At 69.2% G+C, this 16712-nt stretch carries 15 protein-coding genes; 4 read left to right on the forward strand and 11 right to left on the reverse strand.

Features of this window, described 5'->3' with window-relative positions; genetic code table 11:
* Window positions 1–96 precede the first annotated feature (96 nt).
* The 8 genes from ACF08N_RS16145 to ACF08N_RS16180 all read right to left on the reverse strand — a co-directional run bounded on the left by ACF08N_RS16145 (window position 97) and on the right by ACF08N_RS16180 (window position 9295).
* A complete protein-coding gene (locus tag ACF08N_RS16145; RefSeq protein WP_392325238.1) occupies window positions 97–1404 on the reverse strand; it encodes an MFS transporter in 1308 nt (435 codons plus the stop codon).
* Window positions 1405–1456: 52 nt separating this feature from the next.
* Window positions 1457–2131, reverse strand: a complete 675-nt coding sequence (locus ACF08N_RS16150) for an aldolase (protein WP_392325239.1) — start codon at window positions 2129–2131, stop codon at window positions 1457–1459.
* Window positions 2128–3408, reverse strand: a complete 1281-nt coding sequence (gene otnK / locus ACF08N_RS16155) for a 3-oxo-tetronate kinase (protein WP_392325240.1) — start codon at window positions 3406–3408, stop codon at window positions 2128–2130. The genes ACF08N_RS16150 and otnK overlap by 4 nt, the downstream gene beginning before the upstream one ends.
* Before the next feature lies 1 nt (window position 3409).
* Window positions 3410–4327 (reverse strand): L-threonate dehydrogenase, encoded by a 918-nt coding sequence (ltnD, locus tag ACF08N_RS16160; protein ID WP_392325241.1) that lies wholly within the window; start codon window positions 4325–4327, stop codon window positions 3410–3412.
* A gap of 308 nt (window positions 4328–4635) precedes the next feature.
* Entirely contained in the window at window positions 4636–5817 is a 1182-nt protein-coding gene (locus tag ACF08N_RS16165; protein ID WP_392325242.1) for a NosD domain-containing protein, read from the reverse strand.
* Window positions 5818–6131: 314 nt separating this feature from the next.
* Complete coding sequence (locus tag ACF08N_RS16170; protein ID WP_392325243.1) at window positions 6132–7019, reverse strand: carbohydrate ABC transporter permease; 888 nt, start codon at window positions 7017–7019, stop codon at window positions 6132–6134.
* Window positions 7016–7888, reverse strand: coding sequence for a carbohydrate ABC transporter permease (locus tag ACF08N_RS16175; protein ID WP_392325244.1), 873 nt, complete (start codon window positions 7886–7888; stop codon window positions 7016–7018). Before ACF08N_RS16175 ends, ACF08N_RS16170 begins: the two co-directional genes overlap by 4 nt.
* Before the next feature lie 78 nt (window positions 7889–7966).
* Window positions 7967–9295: an ABC transporter substrate-binding protein gene (locus tag ACF08N_RS16180; RefSeq protein ID WP_392325245.1), complete on the reverse strand. Its 1329-nt coding sequence runs from the start codon at window positions 9293–9295 to the stop codon at window positions 7967–7969.
* 362 nt (window positions 9296–9657) lie between these two features.
* Here ACF08N_RS16180 and ACF08N_RS16185 point away from each other — a divergent pair, with 362 nt between their 5' ends.
* The 4 genes from ACF08N_RS16185 (at window position 9658) to ACF08N_RS16200 (ending at window position 14956) form a co-directional block, all read left to right on the forward strand.
* Entirely contained in the window at window positions 9658–10680 is a 1023-nt protein-coding gene (locus ACF08N_RS16185) for a LacI family DNA-binding transcriptional regulator (protein WP_392325246.1), read from the forward strand.
* 320 nt (window positions 10681–11000) lie between these two features.
* The gene (locus tag ACF08N_RS16190) at window positions 11001–12074 is read left to right on the forward strand and encodes a LacI family DNA-binding transcriptional regulator (RefSeq protein WP_392325247.1); all 1074 of its coding nucleotides are present in this window, start codon (window positions 11001–11003) and stop codon (window positions 12072–12074) included.
* A 13-nt stretch (window positions 12075–12087) separates the two neighbouring features.
* Window positions 12088–13464, forward strand: coding sequence for a glycoside hydrolase family 172 protein (locus ACF08N_RS16195; RefSeq protein WP_392325248.1), 1377 nt, complete (start codon window positions 12088–12090; stop codon window positions 13462–13464).
* On the forward strand, window positions 13457–14956 hold the full coding sequence (locus ACF08N_RS16200; protein ID WP_392325249.1) for a glycoside hydrolase family 32 protein: 1500 nt from the start codon (window positions 13457–13459) through the stop codon (window positions 14954–14956). The genes ACF08N_RS16195 and ACF08N_RS16200 overlap by 8 nt, the downstream gene beginning before the upstream one ends.
* A gap of 148 nt (window positions 14957–15104) precedes the next feature.
* On the opposite strand, the gene ACF08N_RS16205 is transcribed toward ACF08N_RS16200, so the two are convergent.
* The 3 genes from ACF08N_RS16205 to ACF08N_RS16215 all read right to left on the reverse strand — a co-directional run bounded on the left by ACF08N_RS16205 (window position 15105) and on the right by ACF08N_RS16215 (window position 16558).
* Window positions 15105–15458, reverse strand: coding sequence for a hypothetical protein (locus tag ACF08N_RS16205; protein WP_392325250.1), 354 nt, complete (start codon window positions 15456–15458; stop codon window positions 15105–15107).
* 117 nt (window positions 15459–15575) lie between these two features.
* Window positions 15576–16148, reverse strand: a complete 573-nt coding sequence (locus tag ACF08N_RS16210; RefSeq protein ID WP_392325251.1) for a dienelactone hydrolase family protein — start codon at window positions 16146–16148, stop codon at window positions 15576–15578.
* Between the two features lie 155 nt (window positions 16149–16303).
* Entirely contained in the window at window positions 16304–16558 is a 255-nt protein-coding gene (locus ACF08N_RS16215; RefSeq protein WP_392325252.1) for a WhiB family transcriptional regulator, read from the reverse strand.
* Between the last annotated feature and the right edge of the window lie 154 nt (window positions 16559–16712).

Here is a 16712-nt window from a genome sequence, read left to right on the forward strand (position 1 = left end):
CTGGCTCCGGATGTGTGTCGCTCGGTTCGCCTCCGGGGCGCACGGGCGCGCGCCCCTTCGGCTCACTGGCGAGCGGGGATCGGGACGGGACCGCGGTCAGCGGTTGACGAGTTCCTTCTTGGTGGTGAGTACCGCGGCGGCTCCCACGACCAGGCTGAGCGCCAGGACGTACATCGGGATCGTCGTCGAGCCGGTGGCGTCCTTGAGGGAACCGATCATGTAGGGGCTGGCGAAGCCGGCGAGGTTGCCCACCGAGTTGATCGCGGCGAGGCCGGCCGCGGCGGCGGTGCCGCCCAGGAACGCCGTGGGGAGCGACCAGAACAGCGGTGCGCAGGTCAGCACGCCGGCCGCGGCGAAGGACAGCGCGACCAGGGACATGACGGTCGACCCGGACCAGCTTGCGGCCAGCGAGAACCCGACGGCGCCCATGAGGGACGGGACGACCAGGTGCCAACGGCGCTCGCGCAGCTTGTCCGCCGAACGGCCGAACAGGTTCATCGCGACGAGCGCGGCGAGGAACGGCACGGCGCTCAGCGCGCCGATCGCGAGGTTGCCCTCGATGCCGGTGGACTGGACGAACGTGGGCATCCAGAAGGTCAGCGCGTACTGCCCCATCACGAAGCAGAAGTAGATGAGGCACATCAGCCACACCTTGGGCTCGCGGAAGGCGTCCCAGACCCGGCCGTGGACCGTCCGCTGCGCGGCGTCCTCGGCGATCGCCCGCTCGACGATGTCCTTCTCCTCGTCACTGAGCCACTTGGCGCTGCGCACCCCGTTGTCCAGGTAGAACAACGTGGCCACACCGATGACGATCGCGGGGATCGCTTCGAGGAGGAACATCCACTGCCAGCCCTGCCACCCGCTCGTGCCGTGGAACCGGTCCATGATCCAGCCGGAGAGCGGGTTGCCGAAGATGCCGGCGACCGGGATGGCCGACATGAACATCGCGATCACCCGGGCACGGCGGTGCGAGGGGAACCAGTAGGTGCAGTAGAGGATCACGCCCGGGTAGAACCCCGCCTCGGCCGCGCCGAGGAGGAACCGGAGCACGTAGAACGTCGCCTCGTTGGTGACGAACACGAACGACGCCGAGACCAGGCCCCACGTGATCATGATCCGGGCGATCCAGGTGCGGGCGCCGACGCGCTGCAGCATCAGGTTCGAGGGGACCTCGAACAGGAAGTAGCCGATGAAGAACAGGCCGGCACCGAGGCCGTACGCCGCCTCGCTGAACCCGAGGTCGGCGGACATCTGCAGCTTCGCGAAGCCGACGTTGACCCGGTCCAGGTAGGAGAAGACGTAGCAGAGGACGAGGAAGGGGACGATGCGGCGTACGACCTTGCGGAAGACGGCGTTCTCGCGGGCGAGGCCGGGAGTCTCGGCCGTCGTCACGGAAAGGGGCATGGCGGAACCTTCTGTGCGGCTCAGGGGATTCTCTGACAAGTCGTGGAGCTGGTCACCACGCGGCTCGGAACGTGGACCTCAGTTCGTCGATCGCGTGGGCGGGGAGGGGCTCGGGGCGACGGTCGGTCATGAGCCAGAGACGTGCCGTCTCCTCGAGTTCTTCGAGGACGGCGAGGGCGGAGGCTGCGTCCGGGCCCCAGACCACGGGGCCCAGCCGGTCGAGCATGACGGCCCTGATCGGCGTGCCGCCCACTGCGCGCTCCGCGATCCGGGCGGTCACCAGGTCGGCCACGCGCGGGTCGCCGGGCCGGTGGTAGGGGATGAGCGGGACGTGGCCGACCTTCATCACGTAGTAGGGCGTGATCGGGGGCAGCACGTCGTCCTGTCTCCACACGCCGCCCAGGGTGAGTGCGACGAGGTGCGTGGAGTGGGTGTGGATGACGAACCCGGCCGTGGGGTCGGCGGCACAGATGCGTCGATGGAGGGTGAGGGTCTTGCTGGCGCGGTCGCCCGCGATCTGCTCGCCACCGGGGTCGACCAGCGCGAGGCGGTGGGGGTCGAGGAAGCCCAGGGCGGCGTCGGTGGGGGTGATCAGGTGGCAGTCGCCGACCCGGGCGCTGATGTTGCCCGCGCTGGCGTGGACGTAGCCCCGGGCGAACAGGCTCGTGCCCACCCGGACGATCTCGTCGCGTGCCCTGTCGACCGCGGTGCCGGAGGTCTCGGTCATGAGGCGTCCCGGTCCAGGTGGGCGAACGCGGCGGTGAAGAAGTCCGGGCCACCGAAATTGCCGGACTTGAGCGTGATGTGGAGCGTGTCCCCGTCGGGAAGGGGCGCCGCGCACCACGGCACACCCGGGTCGATCTGCGGTCCGATGCGGAGTCCGGTGATGCCGAGCGCCTGGACGACCGCACCGGAGGTCTCCCCGCCCGCGACCACGAGCCGGCGGACGCCGCGCTCCACGAGACCCTGCGCGACGCGGGCCAGTGTCTGCTCCACGAGTTCACCTGCCTCGGCGGCGCCGAGCCGGCCCTGGACGGTGCGCACCGTGTCGGGCGACTCGGTGGAGTAGACGAGGACGGGCCCGTCGGCCAGGTGCGATTCGGCGAAGGCCAGTGCCTGGCCGGCAACGTCCTCGCCGGCCGCGATGCGCAGCGGATCCACACTGAACGCGGGCCGGCCGGTGCGCAGGAACTCGAGGACCTGGCCGTTGGTGGCGGCGGAGACCGATCCGGAGACGACGGCCGCATGTCCCCCGGGCGGGGGCAGCTGTGCGGCGGCGCGGGACGGCTCGAACCCCCAGTTCGCGGGCAGGCCGATCGCGAGGCCGGAGCCGGCGGTCACCAGGGGCAGCCCCTGGACGGCCGCGCCGAGGCGCAGGAGGTCGTCGTTGGAGACGGCGTCGACGACGGCGATCCCTGTGCCCTGCCCGCGCAGGGCGTCGATGCGGGCCCGGATCGCCTTGGTGTCGTCACCGACGACCGTGTGGTCGACGAGGCCGACCGGGCGCGTGGTCTGTGCGCCGAGGACGGTAACCAGGTTGGAGTCGGTCATCGGCGTGAGCGGGTGGTGGCGCATGCCGCTGTCGCCGAGCAGTACGTCGCCGACGAACAGGTGGCCCTTGAAGACGGTGCGTCCGTTGTCGGGGAACGCGGGCGTGGCGATCGTGAAGTCGGTGCCCAGCGCGTCCATGAGGGCCTCGGTGACCGGCCCGATGTTGCCGGCCGGCGTCGAGTCGAAGGTGGAGCAGTACTTGAAGTACATCTGCTCGGCGCCCGCGGACCGCAGCCAGGCGAGTGCCCGCAGCGACGCGTCGACGGCGTCGGCGGCCGGGACGGTGCGGGACTTGAGCGCGACGACCACGGCGTCCGCGTCCACCGCCTGCTCGGCACCGGCCGGGGGCACGTCGATCAGCTGGACCACGCGCATGCCCGCGCGCACCAGGTTGTTGGCCAGGTCCGTGGCGCCGGTGAAGTCGTCGGCGATGCAGCCGAGTCGGATTCCCATGTCAGTCCTCCGCCGGCTTCGGCAGGTCGATCCCCGGGAAGATCTTGATGACCGCGCTGTCGTCCTCGGCGCCCAGGCCGGACGCCGACGCCTGGAGGAACATCTGGTGGGCGGTGGCGGCGAGGGGAAGCGGGAACCTCTCGGGCCGGGCGGAGTCGAGCACGAGCCCGAGGTCCTTGACGAAGATGTCGACCGCGGAGAGGGGCGTGTAGTCACCGGCGAGCACGTGCGCCATGCGGTTCTCGAACATCCACGAGTTGCCGGCGCTGTGCGTGATCACCTCGTAGAGCGCCTCGGCGGGGACGCCGGCCCTGATGCCCAGGGCCATCGCCTCGGCTGCCGCGGCGATGTGCACGCCCGCGAGCAGCTGGTTCACGATCTTGACCTTCGAGCCGAGTCCGGCGCTCTCGCCCAGGCGGTAGACGGTGCTGCTCATGGCGTCGAGCACCGGGTCCGCGACCGCGTACGCCGCGGCGGAGCCCGACGTCATCATGGTGAGCTCGCCGGCCGCCGCACGAGCGGCGCCCCCGGAGATGGGAGCGTCCAGGTAGAGCACCCCCCGCTCGGCGAGACGGCTCTCGATCTCGGCGGACCATCCCGGGTCGACCGTGGAGCACATGACGAACACGGCGCCCGGGCGGAGCCGTTCGGCCGCGCCGCCGGTGCCGAACAGCACCGACTCGACCTGTGCGGCGTTGACCACCACGCCGACCAGGACGTCCACGGCGGCCGCCAGGTCGCCGGGGGAGGCGTACGCCGACCCGCCGTCGCGGGCGAAGTCCGCGGCCACCTCCGGTCGCAGGTCGTGGACTCCCACGTCGTAGCCCGCCTTCCGCAGGCTGCGGGCCATGCCGAGACCCATGGCTCCGAGTCCCACCACGCCCACGCGCAGTTGTGTCGGCCTGTCCTGGTCGTTCATGCCTCAATCCTCGTTTCGACGCCTGGTCCCGGGGCGCGGTCCGGCTCGTGATCCGTTCAGCGATCAGGTCATATGATGACCTGAGGACACCGGGATCGCCTACTGTGACGTCCGTCACATCGAGGTGGTGGGCGTCAGTCCGCGGCGTCCGGTGCGCGAAAGGCGACGCGGTACGCCGGCACCGCGCGCGAGCCGCACGGTGACATCCGCGGAACGCCCCACTGCCCGGCCTTCCCATGTCTCGGGAGGGCCGGGCAGCGGCGACGGGGGCGGATCCCAAGGGCGGGCCCCGGGGGGCGGACCTCCTCTTACGGGGTGGCCACCATGGAGTGGTTGGTCGTGTAGGGCTCGAGCTGTGCGTTGGTGGCGCTGTAGAGCACCTTGGTGGCCGTGGTGGCGGCGTCGAGGACGACCTTGGCCGGCAGGTTGCTGGTGATGTGGTTCGACGACAGGTAGTTGTTGTCGCCGCTCTTGACCAGCACGATCGTCGGGTCGGCGCCCGCCGGCGTGATGCTCTGCGCCGGTACGGAGAACGAGAACTGATTGGACGTCAGGGTGTTCTTGCTCCCCGCTATGTGCACGAGGCCGAACTTGTCGTCGAAGCGCGTGCTCGTGCCGTCACCGTGGACGCGCCGGAAGTGGTTGGCGGCGATCAGGTTCTCCGAGCTGCCGTTCAGCAGGGCGATCATGCTGGGGAAGTTGCTGAGCAGCTTGTTCGCGGTGACGGAGGCGCGGTTCACGTTGTCGAACGTGATGTTGCAGGCCCACAGGATCGTGTTGCCGGAGATCTGCGGTCCCTCCGCGTTCTCGGCGAAGATCGAGTAGCCGCCCCAGGCGCTGATCAGGAAGTTGTTGGTGATCTTGGCGACCTGTGAGGCGCCGGTCAGTTCGATGCAGGACCCGCACTCCGCAATGAAGTTGTTGGTGATGTTGGGTGCGTCCGCGCCCCGGACGATGATCGCGTGCTCGAGGTAGACGAAGCCCATGCCCTCGATCCGGATCGCGTCGTTGTCCGACTGGAACGAGATCCCGATCTTGGAATTCCCCGGCGTGTAGGGCTTGGCCGAGGAGACCCCGTCGAGGCAGAAGTCCTGGAAGACGACGCTGTTCAGCCGGCCCACCGTGCCGGGAGCGCCGGACCGGCTGACCAGGAACGCCTCCCGGTGGCCGTCGTTGTTCCTGACCCGGATGTGACTGGCGCCGGGCAGTGTCTCGACCCAGGACCCGGTCGGCGACTCGTCGCGGATGGCCTCGGACAGGAACCCGTGGCCGGAGCCCTTGATCTGAAGGAAGCTCACATCGATGACGACCCGCGTCAGGAGGTCGTAGTGACCGGGCGGGATGTAGATGACGGCGCCGGGCCTGGTCGTCTGGGTCGACTGCTTCGCCTTGATGTCGGCGATGATCTGGTTGATGACCGCGCCGATGTCCACGTAGGGGGAGACCGTCGCCCCGCCCCACGTCGTGACGTCGTAGACAGTGTCTGCCATGACTTTCCTTCCTGAACGGTCAGGTGGGAGTTCCTCGGAGAGTCCGCCGAGTCAGAGAACGCCGACGATGGAGTGGTAGGGCGGGTGCGGGAGAGGCGGTGTGGCGGGCGCGCCCGTGGCGGCCTGTGCCGGGCTCTGCCGTGCGGTGTTCACGAACACCGCCGAGGCCACTGCCGCGGTGAGTCCTGTCAGAACGCTGCGGCGTGAGACGGGTTGTTTCCCTCGGTTCATTGCGGCTCCTGGACGAAGGGATTCAGTGATCCGTGCGCCCCGGATGGGGCGCACGACGGTGCGGAGCGGCTCCGCTCACCGGCTCAGCGGATCGCCCCGGCGGTCATGCCGGAGATGACCTGACGCTGGAAGACCGCGTAGATGACCAGCTGGGGGAGGAGCACGAGGGTGGCGGACGCCATCATGGCGCCGTAGTTGACGCTGTAGACGCCCTGGAACTGGGAGATGCCCAGCGAGATCGTCGTCAGCTCCGGATTGTTGATCAATGTCACGGCGAAGGGGAACTCGTTCCAGACGTAGATGACGTTGAGGATCGCGAGCGTGGCGACCACCGGGCGCATGAGCGGGAACACGACGCGCCATGCCATCGACCACAGCCCCACCCCGTCGATGACCGCCGCCTGTTCGATCTCCTCGGGGAACTCGCGGAGGAATCCCGTCAGGAGAAGGATGTTGAAGGGGATCGAGACGGCGATGTAGGGCAGGATCAGCGCCGCATGCGTGCCGAACAGGCCCAGCGCGATGTCCAGCCGGTAGACCGGGAAGAGAAGGATGTACACCGGTACGGCGAGGCCGGCGAGGAGGTAGTACCTCATCGTGTTCTGGACGCCGCGCTTTCCGCTGCGGAACACCATCCGGGTCAGTGCGAAGGCGGCCATGTAGGACACCGCCAGTCCGATGGTCACGGAGAAGACCGCCAGGATCAGCGTGTTCTTGTACATGACCATCAGGTCGAGCGTTTCCAGCGCCTGCCGGTAGTTGGCCAGGCTGAGATCCGACAGCGAGAACGGGTGCGCCAGGATGTTCTCGTTCGTCTGGAACGACAGCAGCATGATCCACAGAAGCGGGAGCAGGATCACGAAGGTGATGAGGTACGCGATGGACGAGGCGATGATGCGCCCCCGGCGCGGACGCCGCGACGGCCGGACCTCGGCGTGTGCCCGGGCGTACCGGTTGCTCTTCGTCTTCACGCCGCAGCCCTCCTCTTGACGCCGAACAGGGTGACGACCGCGGCGGCGGCGCCGATGAGGAAGACCACGACAGCCAGCGCCATCCCGTAGCTGTACTGCAGCGTGGTGAAGGTGACGTGGTACATGTAACTCACCATCACTTCGGACAGATGCACCGGACCGCCTCCGGTCAGCGCATAGACCAGCTCGAAGATCTTGAAGACGCCGGTCACGACCAGGGCCGTACAGATACCGAACGACTCCCGCAGCATCGGTACGGTGATGTACCGCAGCTGCTGGAAGCGCGACGCCCCGTCGAGGGTGCTCGCCTCCATCACATCGCGCGGCAGCATGCGGATGGCGGCGTACAGGATGGTGACGACGAAGCCGATCTGCTGCCACAGGTAGACGAACGCGATCGCGTAGGGGCTCAGGGTGGTCCCGCCGATCCACTGCGGCTGGACGGCGATTCCGATCGCCTGCAGCGCCGCGTTCAGCAGGCCGATCTCGGGATCGAGGATGAATATCCAGATCAGACCGACGAGAATCGGTGCCACGATCGCGGGCGCGAAGACGAGCGGTCGCAGGATCGCGCTGCCCTTGACGTTTCCGCTGAGCAGGACCGCCAGCAGGAAGGCCAGAGGGACCAGGAGGGTCACGGCGACCCCGAGGATGATGCCGGTGTTCTGGACCGAGGTCCTGAACACCGTGTCGTGTGCCATCTCGCGGTAGTTGTCGAGCCCGGTGAACCGGGCCGGCGAGACGCCGTCGTAGCTGGTGAAGCTGTAAGAGACCGAGTACAGGATCGGATAGACCATGTATACGGTGTAGAGAAGCAGGGCCGGCGCGATCATCAGGGTGAAAGTCCGGCGTGTGGTGAGCCAGTTCATGCTGTCCTTGCCATTCGGGCCAGGCCGGCCCCGGTCGTCACCGGACGGCGTTCGCCGTCGGCTGCCTTGTGCCGTCGGCTACTTGAGCGTCCGCTGAACGAGCCGCACGGCCTCCTTGGGGCTCATCGCGCCCGACATGACCCCGTAGATGCTGTCGTACATGGCGTTCGCGGTCTCCGCCGGGACGACGAGGTCGGGCTGCGCCTTGGGGCTCGTCCATTCCGGCTTGGCGGCTTCCTCCAGGACGGCCCAGAAGACGGAGGACTTGGCCTTGTCCACGGCCGGCACGTAGGTGGTGACGGGCGGCTGGGCGTTCTCGACGAGGATCTGCTGGCCTTCGTCGCTGTAGTAGAACTGGAGGAACTTCTTGACGGCCTCGTACTTCTTCGGATCGTCCTTGACCGCGGCACTGGCGACGAGCGGCGCGGAGGGCGCGTTCATCACCAGGTTCTGGTTGCCGACGCCGTCGGAGAAGGTGGGGCCGGCCCAGAATCCGACGTGCTTGCCGATCGGGCTCTCCTGGATCTTCGCGGCGTCCCACACTCCGGAGTCGAGGAAGGCGGTCTGCCCGGCGGTGAAGGAGGCGACGGCCTGTGTGTAGGTCTGTGTCGTCATGTTGGGCGGGAAGGCGCCGGCCTCGGCGAGCTCCTCGATGTGCTGGTAGAGGCGCAGGAATTCGGGGTTGTCGTAACTCTGCTTCTTGTCCAGGATCGCCTGGTACTTCTCCTCGTACCCGAAGCGGTCGAGCATCGTGAGGAAGGCCCACACGCTGAACGAGGAGTTGTTCGCGCCCTGCGCGATCGGCACGACTCCCGCGGCCTTCAGTTTCTTCACCGCGGCGAGCAGGTCGTCGTAGGTCCGGGGGACGGGGATGCCGTGCTTGTCCAGGACGGACTTGTTGTAGTAGAAGCCGGTGACAAGCGCCTGGTAGGGGACTCCGTACTGGACATCGCCCTGCCGGAAGCCGGAGAGCATGTGGGGCGCGAACTTGGCGTCGAGATTCTTCTCGGCGAGCACCGGCTTCAGGTCGAGCAGGTCGCCGTTCTTCGCCATGGTCTGCGCGAGTGCGTTGTAGATCCAGAAGACCTCGGGCAGGGTGTCGCTCTGCGCCGCGATCGTCATCTGCTGCTGGTGCTGTTCCATCGGCCGTCCGACGATCTTGATCTTCATCGTCGGGTTCTTCGCGTTGAACGCCTGGACGAGCTCGTACGTCGCGGGGTCCTGCTGCTGGACGTTGGGGTTGTGCATCGCGAGGGTGATCAGCCCATCGGCGGCGGATCCTTGGGAGGGATCCGTTCCGCAGGCCGTCACCATGGCGGCGGCAAGGGCTGTGGCCGTGGCCGTGCTCGCCAGACGGCGGGTCCGCGGGAAGCAGAATCTGCCCGCCGCTTGTGTCATCGTTGACATGCTGCACCTTTCGCCGGCATCTTCCGATGCGCGTCTTGTGGTTTCACCGCGATGAGCTGCCCGGATCGGCTGCGGAAAGGGCCCGTCGGCGGCCGCGGGGAGGCTCATGGCGCCGGGTCGGACCGCATGGGGCAAACGTTTCGATGAAAGATACTCGGGCCGTTTCCCGTGTCAAGGTTGTGTGCCGACGAGATTTCCCCCTTGATGAGCGCATCGCCTCTACCGTTACCCGTCCTGTCGCTCGACAAGGTTCCGGTCGCCCGGTGAACAACGGCCTGCGCGGGGCCGACCGGCCGTTGACGGTGTTGCTCGCGACGTGCCATCGTTGCGTAAACGTTTCGATTACGTGCGGAGAACCCAGAGTGGCAACGATCGTCGATGTCGCGGCACTGGCGGGAGTTTCCACGTCCACCGTGTCGCATGTCCTCAACGGGACCCGTCCGGTCCGGGAGGACACGCGGGAGCGTGTGGAGGAGGCGATTCGTGCAACGGGGTACCGGCGGGACAGCGTGGCCCGCGCCATGCGCCGGTCACGGACCGACTCGATCGGCCTCGTCGTATCGGACGTCACCCAGCCCGCGTTCGCCGAGATGGTCCGGGGCGTCGAGCGCGAGGCGGCCGCCGCCGGCCACACACTGCTGCTCGCCAATTCGGGCGAGGATCCCGCGCGGGAGCTGCGGGCACTGCACGCGCTGACCGAGCGGAGAGTGGACGGGCTGATCATCGCCCCGGTCGGCCGGTCCCACAGCAAGGAGATGGCGGACATCCAGCAGCGGGGAACCCCCGTCGTCCTGATGGACCGCCTGGGCGGAATCCGCGCCGACCAGGTCGGGGTGGAGAACGCGGCGCCCATGCGCGAGGTCGTGCTCCACCTCGTCGAGCACGGGCACCGGCGCATCGCGCTGGCGGGCGGTGATGCCACCGTGTCGACCGTCGCCGAGCGGCGCCGGGGATATCTGGAGGCGCTGACCGAGGCCGGCATCGAGGCCGACGACTCGCTCGTCCTCATGGGCAGCGGTCTCGCGGCCGACGTGCGCCGGCAGGTGACGGGCATCCTCGGGATGGCGGACCGGCCCACCGCGGTGGTCGCGGTGAGCACCGAAGCGGCCATAGGGGTGCTGGAGGCGGCCGGCGCCCTGGAGTTGCGGACACCGCGTGACATCGCCTTCGCCACGTTCGACGGGTTCCCGAACGCCGACCTCTTCCGTCCCCGGCTGACCACCGTCACGCAGCCCGCGTACGAGATCGGCAGTACCGCCATGCAGCTCCTGCTGAGCCGCCTGGAGGACGACACGAAGACCAGCTACCGCTCGGTCCGGCTGGCGCCGGAGATCACCTACCGGGAGTCGTGCGGCTGCCCGGGCCGGGGCGGCGCGGTCTCCTGACCGCCGGCCACCGAGCGGGGACGCCCGTCCGTATGCCGGTGGTCCCTCGTACGTTCCTGCCGGCGGGTCTTGAGGCCGTGGCGTGCGCACCCGGCGCGGCGGGAGGCCAGTTCCCGCCGCCTGCTCGCGGCGGCTGACGTCGTTGAACGGCAGGGCAGTTGCTGCCTTCCGCCCGCGACCGCACCCACCTGCACACGGCCTGCATCACGCGGCGTCGAGCACGGAGGAATCCGTGCCTCCGACCCTTGACAGCCGTCGAGCCCGCGACCAACAATCTGCGCAAACGTTTCGCGCAAACGTTTCGATCGAAAGAGGTAGACGTGGCGACCATCGTCGATGTGGCGGAACACGCCGGAGTGTCCATCTCGACGGTCTCCCATGTCGTGAACGGCACCCGGCCGGTGGCGGAGAAGACCCGCGAGCGGGTGCTGAAGGCCATCGAGCGGACCGGCTACCGCCAGGACACACTCGCCCGGTCGCTCCGCCGCTCGCGCACCGACTCCGTCGGGCTGGTCGTCTCCGACGCCGGTCAGCCCACGTTCGCCGAGATGGTCCGGGGCGTGGAGCACGAGGCGGCCCGGGCCGGTTACACCTTGCTGCTCGCGCACTCGGGCGAGGACCCGGCTCAGGAGACGCGAGCGGTGCAGGCGCTCGCCGCTCGTCGTGTGGACGGCCTCATCGTGGCCCCGGCCGCAGGGTCGACGGGCACGGAGACCGAGGCGGTACGGCGCAGCGGGACGCCCGTGGTGATCCTCGACCGGCTCGGCGGCTCCTGGTCCGGCGACCAGGTCGGGGTGGACAACACGACCCCGATGCGCGAACTCGTGGAGCACCTGCTCGGGCACGGGTACCGCAGCATCGCCCTGGCCGCCGGAGACCTCGCGGTCTCCACCGTGGCCGAGCGCTACCGGGGCTACGCACAGGCCCTTCGCACAGCGGGCATCGAACCGGATCCCGAACTGGTCCTCACAGGCTCCGGACTGGCCGCGGAGACCCGGGTCCTGGCCCTGCGCCTGTTCGGCGGCGAGCGGAGACCGGAAGCGGTTGCCTGCGCCGGCACGGAGACAGCGGTGGGCGTCATGAGCGCCGCCGCGGAGATCGGCCTGCACATCCCGCGGGACCTCAAGCTCGCGGTCTTCGACGGCTTCCCGCAGGCCGGCCTCTTCGAGCCCCGCATCACCACCGTCGTCCAGCCGGCCTTCGACGTGGGCGCCACCGCCATGGCTCTGCTGCTGCGGCGGGTGAACGGCGAAAGCCGCGCAGAGGGCGAGGTCATCCGTCTCGATCCTCGCGTCGTCTACCGCACATCGTGCGGCTGCGGCGCCGCACAGCCTCTTGACCGACGGCGGGAAAGGCCAATGCCCTCCGCCCGGCACCAGCGACCGACATCATGAAAGGCAGTGACCCATGCTTTCTCCTCTCGGAGACCTCACCCGCCGCAAGGCGGCGCGCAGCGCTCGCACGTCGAGCTGGGACCAGCGCGGCCGCAACCAGGACTACTGGACCACCCCGGCGCACTCCAGCCGGGTCCTCGCCGACCTGGAGGGGCCGGGGCAGATCACGCACATCTGGATGACGCAGTTCTGCCGCAGGACACTCGGTCCCGGCCTCATCGACCCGCTGGAGGCGGACACCGTCGCGCCGGTCATGGAGATCCACAACGCGCTCGGCGTCAACTGGGAGGAGCCCGACCCCGACTACTACCGCAAGGTCCTGATTCGCATCACCTGGGACGACGAGGAGGAGCCGGCCGTCCTCGTGCCGCTCGGCGACTTCTTCGGCGTGGGCCACTGCATGCCCAACAGCTACCAGTCCGCGCTCTTCACCGTCTCCGCGAAGCCGGAGGAGTCACTGATCTTCGGTGGCAGCGCGGCGCTGAACTGCTGGGCGCCGATGCCGTTCAACCGGCGTGCCCGCATCGAGCTGGTCAACGAGAACGACCTGCCGATCCAGCAGTACTTCTACGTCGACTACGAGCTGTTCCCCGAGCCGCTGCCCGAGGACACCCTCTACTTCCATGCCCGTTGGAACCGCAGCAACCCGTGCAACGGCTGGGCCCCGGACATCCAGACCAACAGCCCCGAAGTGAACATCGTCGATGTGACGGGCGAGGACAACTACGTCATCCTCGACACCGAGGGCGCCGGCCACTACGTCGGCTGCAACCTCTCCGTCCACCACCGGCAGGGCAGCTGGTGGGGGGAGGGCAACGACATGATCTGGATCGACGACGACTTCCTGCCCGACGGCACCACGGTCTGGCCCCCCTCGCTGCACGGCACCGGCACCGAGGACTACTTCAACCACGCATGGGGCATGCAGAAGAACGCCTACCTCTACCACGGCGCAATCCTCCACGAGGCCGACGTCCCGGGCTACTCCGTCAACTACCGCTTCCACGTGACCGATCCGGTCCGCTTCGAGGAGCGCATCAAGGTCACCGTCGAGCACGGCCACGGCAACCACCTGAGCGACGACTGGGCCTCGACCGCGTACTGGTACCAGACCCTGCCTTCGCCGAAGGCATCGATACTCCCGCTCGAACAGCGCCTGCCCGTACGGCCCGCCGGCCTGCCCATGCCCGCCCCGGCGCCCCGCAGCGGTCCCGTCGCCGAAGAGATCGCCCAGATGCGCGAGCGGTACCGGGCCCGTTTCGAACGGCACATGGAGCACCTCGCCGAACGCACCCGTCAGCGCGGTGAGCGGTCGCTGCAGGAGTCGGAAGCCAACACCAAGCAGGCCGCGGACGTGCGGCACCGCTACAACGAGCGCGCCCGTGGCTGACTCCGTGCACACCACAGACGGCGACCGGGCCGTGCCCGCCCCCGCCCGGGACCCGCACTTTCCCGCACTCCACCTGCGGCCGCCCCGCAACTGGCTGAACGACCCCAACGGGCTGGTCCACCACGACGGTCACTACCACGTCTTCTTCCAGTACAACCCGGGAAGCGCCCGCCACGCCGACATGCATTGGGGTCACTTCCGCAGTCGCGACCTCCTCGACTGGGAACTCCTGCCCATCGCCCTGGCCCCCACTCCCGGCGGAGACGACGCGGGAGGAGTGTGGTCGGGCAACGCCGTGGAAGCCGACGGCGCACTCATCGCCTTCTACTCGGCCAGACACCCCGACCGCTGGGACCAGCCGGTCACCTGGGCCGTGTCCCGCGACGGCGGCCTGACCTTCACCAAACACAACCAGTTGCTGGTCCCCGAACCGCCCGCGGGCACCACCATGTTCCGTGACCCGTACGTGTGGCGCGACGGCGACCGCTGGCGCATGCTCGTCGGCGCCGCCCTGGCGGACGGCCGGGGAGCGGCCGTGCAGTACTCCTCCACCGACCTGACCGGTTGGACCTACCAGGGCGTCTTCCTGGCCGGCGCCCCCGAGCCGCTGCCCGGCGAAGGCACGACCGGGACTGGCTGGGAGTGCGCCCAGTACGCACACTTCGGCGACGGCCGCGGCGTGGTGCTCGTAAGCGCCTGGGACGCCGACGAGGGCGCCCTGTGCACGGTCGCCTGGCCGGGCCACGAGGACGGCGGGGCGTTCGTCGCCGATTCCCCCCAACGGCTCGACCACGGACCGGACTTCTACGCGCCGGCACTGCTGCCCGCCCCCGACGGCCGGTGGCTGATGTGGGCGTGGATCTGGGAGGCGCGCGACGAGGAACGCGTCGGTGCGCCCAGCGAGTGGACCGACGAGGTGGGATGGGCCGGGATGCTGTCCCTGCCGCGTGAGGTGACCCTCGGCCCGGGCGGGCTACTCCTGCAGCGGCCTGCCCGGGAGATCGAGCGCCTGCGCCGGGACCGCCGGGTCGGCGCCCAGGGCAAGGTCCGTGCGGAACAGCCCGTCGATCTGGGCGAGATCGGCCCCGCCTGCGACATCACCGCTCGTCTCGACGCCGGGGGAGGGCTGCGGCTGGTCACCGATACGGCAGGCGGCGAGTACCTGGACATCGGCCGCGATCCGGCGACGGGAGAGGTGGTCGTCGACCGGTCCCACGCCTCGCTGGACCCCCGGGCCAAAGGCGGCTGCTGGCGGCTGCCCGCCGAGCCGGGGCCGGTGGACCTCCGCGTCGTACTCGACCACTCGGCCGCCGAGGTGTTCACGGCCGCGGGACGGGCACTCACTGTGCGGCTCTACCCGGTCGGCGGCGTGCCCTGGCGCCTCCAGGCCACGGCGGCCGACACCGCGCCGGTTCCTTACGCGGTCGAGGCGTGGGATCTCGCCGGCCTGCGGATCCACGACAAGAGGCCGGCATCGGAGCGCGCGTCATGACCGCGTCCGTCCCTCGCCTGCGGGGCCCACCGCTTCGCGGGGAGGAGGTGTGTGACGACGCAGGAGCGGCCCCGACCGTACTGACGTATCGGCGGTGGGTGTTCGCGGCCCGGAGCGGGGTCCGGGCCGCGAACGTTCGGTGCGTGTCTCAGCGGAACTCGTGGACCAGCTGGATCTCACCGACGATGTGGGCGTTGAACTCGTCGAGCTCTTCGGCGGGAACCCACAGTTCGAGGATCGTCCGCCCGCCTGCCTGCTGGACGGGGTACCTGCGCAGGAATTCCGTGTCGACCTCGAAGCGGGTGACGAAGCCGGCTCCGCTGTGCTTCACGTTCCAGTCCCTCGCGATCCGGATCGCGTAGTCCTCGTTCAGCACCGGATAGAAGATCGGCTGCTCGGGCAGACGCGGCGGCCACGCACGCCAGTTCAGCTCCCGGACCAGGTCCAGCTCCGTGGGGCCGGTCGGGCGCCACAGGGTCGTCGTCGCTTGCGGGGTGGTCATGGGAATCGCTCTCTGGACGTCGGAGACCGCCGGAACGGGCTGGTCGGGGCACCGGACGATACCGGCGCCCACCACCCGACCGCCACGGCGTTTCCGCACCTCGGCGGCGGCCACAGCTCACCGCTCCTGGAGGAACTCCAACGTGCGCTCGAGGAGCAGCGCCGCGGCTTCGGCGTCGTAGGACGGCAACGAGCTGTCGGCGAAGTTGTGTCCGCCGCCCGGGTAGAGGTACAGCTCGGCGTCGGGGGCCTCGTCGACGAGTGCGCGGGCTGCCTCGGCATCGCCCTCGGTACGGAACACGGGGTCGGCGTCCATGGCGTGGATCCGTGCCGGGACCCCGGTGGGCCACGGCCCGAAGAAGGAGGTGGGAACGCACGCGGAGACGAATACGGCACCGCGGGCTCCGGGCCGTGTCTGGGCCAGTTTCTGTGCGCTCAGCACGCCGAGCGAGAACCCGACGAAGACGACGTCCGCCGGCAGATCCGCGACGGCCCGTGTGCCGCGCTCGAGGATCTCCTCGGTACCGATGCGCGCCACGTGCCCCATGCCGGCGTCCAGCGTGTCGAACGTCAGGCCGTCGTAGAGATCCGGGGTGTGCACGGTGTGGCCCGCACCGCGGAGTTCCTCGGCGAAGCCGACGACCCCCGGGGTCAGTCCCTGGGCGTGGTGAAAGACAACCACATCCGTCACGTCGATCGACCTCCATGACTCCGCTGCAGGAAATGATCGACGAGCTTAGATCCCCGATCTCCTGGAGCGTGCGGAAATGGCCAGCGAACTCACCGAGCCGTTCGACCGAGTGCAACCGACCACGTCGGCCCGCGCGGAGGACGGGACACCGCCGACTATGCCGCGTGCCGGTCGCGGCGGCGGGAGCGGCGCGTGAGGGAGCGGCGCTCGTCCTCGCTCAGCCCGCCCCAGACACCAGTGGCCTGGCCGTTCTCCAGGGCCCATGCGAGGCACTGCTCCCGGACCGGACACCGTGCGCAGACCTGCTTGGCGGCTTCGGCCTGTACGAGGGCCGGTCCGCCGGTGCCGACGGGGAAGAACAGGTCGGGATCCTCGTTCCTGCACTCCGCGTACTCACGCCAGTTCAGCACGTGTGTCTCCTCTCCGACTTCCGGGTCCGGGTGGCACGGCGCTCCTCCCCGCGCCTCCTGGTGCGGGTGACCGGTCGGTCGATCCGTGAAACACACGGGTGCTCCGCGGGCCCGAAGTGTGGATGCCGTTGACCGTTCGGATGCGTGTGCGTCG

The sequence above is a fragment of the Streptomyces sp. NPDC015127 genome, from assembly GCF_043080095.1.
GTDB lineage: Bacteria > Actinomycetota > Actinomycetes > Streptomycetales > Streptomycetaceae > Streptomyces.

Coding starts and splice junctions, on each gene's coding strand:
- otnK (WP_392325240.1), bottom strand. CDS start 3,408: ATGGGAATCCGACTCGGCTGCATCGCCGACGACTTCACCGGCGCCACG.
- ACF08N_RS16175 (WP_392325244.1), bottom strand. CDS start 7,888: ATGAACTGGCTCACCACACGCCGGACTTTCACCCTGATGATCGCGCCG.
- ACF08N_RS16150 (WP_392325239.1), bottom strand. CDS start 2,131: ATGACCGAGACCTCCGGCACCGCGGTCGACAGGGCACGCGACGAGATC.
- ACF08N_RS16180 (WP_392325245.1), bottom strand. CDS start 9,295: ATGTCAACGATGACACAAGCGGCGGGCAGATTCTGCTTCCCGCGGACC.
- ACF08N_RS16205 (WP_392325250.1), bottom strand. CDS start 15,458: ATGACCACCCCGCAAGCGACGACGACCCTGTGGCGCCCGACCGGCCCC.
- ACF08N_RS16145 (WP_392325238.1), bottom strand. CDS start 1,404: ATGCCCCTTTCCGTGACGACGGCCGAGACTCCCGGCCTCGCCCGCGAG.
- ltnD (WP_392325241.1), bottom strand. CDS start 4,327: ATGAACGACCAGGACAGGCCGACACAACTGCGCGTGGGCGTGGTGGGA.
- ACF08N_RS16165 (WP_392325242.1), bottom strand. CDS start 5,817: ATGGCAGACACTGTCTACGACGTCACGACGTGGGGCGGGGCGACGGTC.
- ACF08N_RS16195 (WP_392325248.1), top strand. CDS start 12,088: ATGCTTTCTCCTCTCGGAGACCTCACCCGCCGCAAGGCGGCGCGCAGC.